Here is a 247-nt window from a genome sequence, read left to right as displayed (position 1 = left end):
CAGTCCACATCGACCGCGCATAGTCGATCACGCGGTGGTCGATCCCCTCGTACCGTCCGCAACAGAACACGATCCGCACCGCCGACGACAACTCTTGAGCAGCAGACTGGGTAAATGGCGCACCTGACGGGCTAGGGAAAATCACATGAACCGACGAGTCCGGCTCAGTGCCAATGATCTCGTCGAAAGCTTCCCCCCAAGGGTCAGGCTTCATGACCATGCCCGCGCCTCCGCCACACGGGGTGTC

1 pseudogene is annotated in these 247 nt (G+C 61.1%); it reads right to left on the bottom strand.

Going from position 1 to position 247, the window contains the following annotated elements:
- Positions 1–220 (bottom strand): annotated as a pseudogene (locus J5474_RS22640) (tRNA (guanosine(37)-N1)-methyltransferase TrmD); the annotation flags it as partial.
- Between the last annotated feature and the right edge of the window lie 27 nt (positions 221–247).

The sequence above is a fragment of the Sagittula salina genome (assembly GCF_017813235.1).
Lineage (GTDB): Bacteria > Pseudomonadota > Alphaproteobacteria > Rhodobacterales > Rhodobacteraceae > Sagittula > Sagittula salina.
The sequence above is the reverse complement of the archived record's forward strand: the minus strand, read 5'-3'. Positions and strand labels throughout refer to the sequence as shown.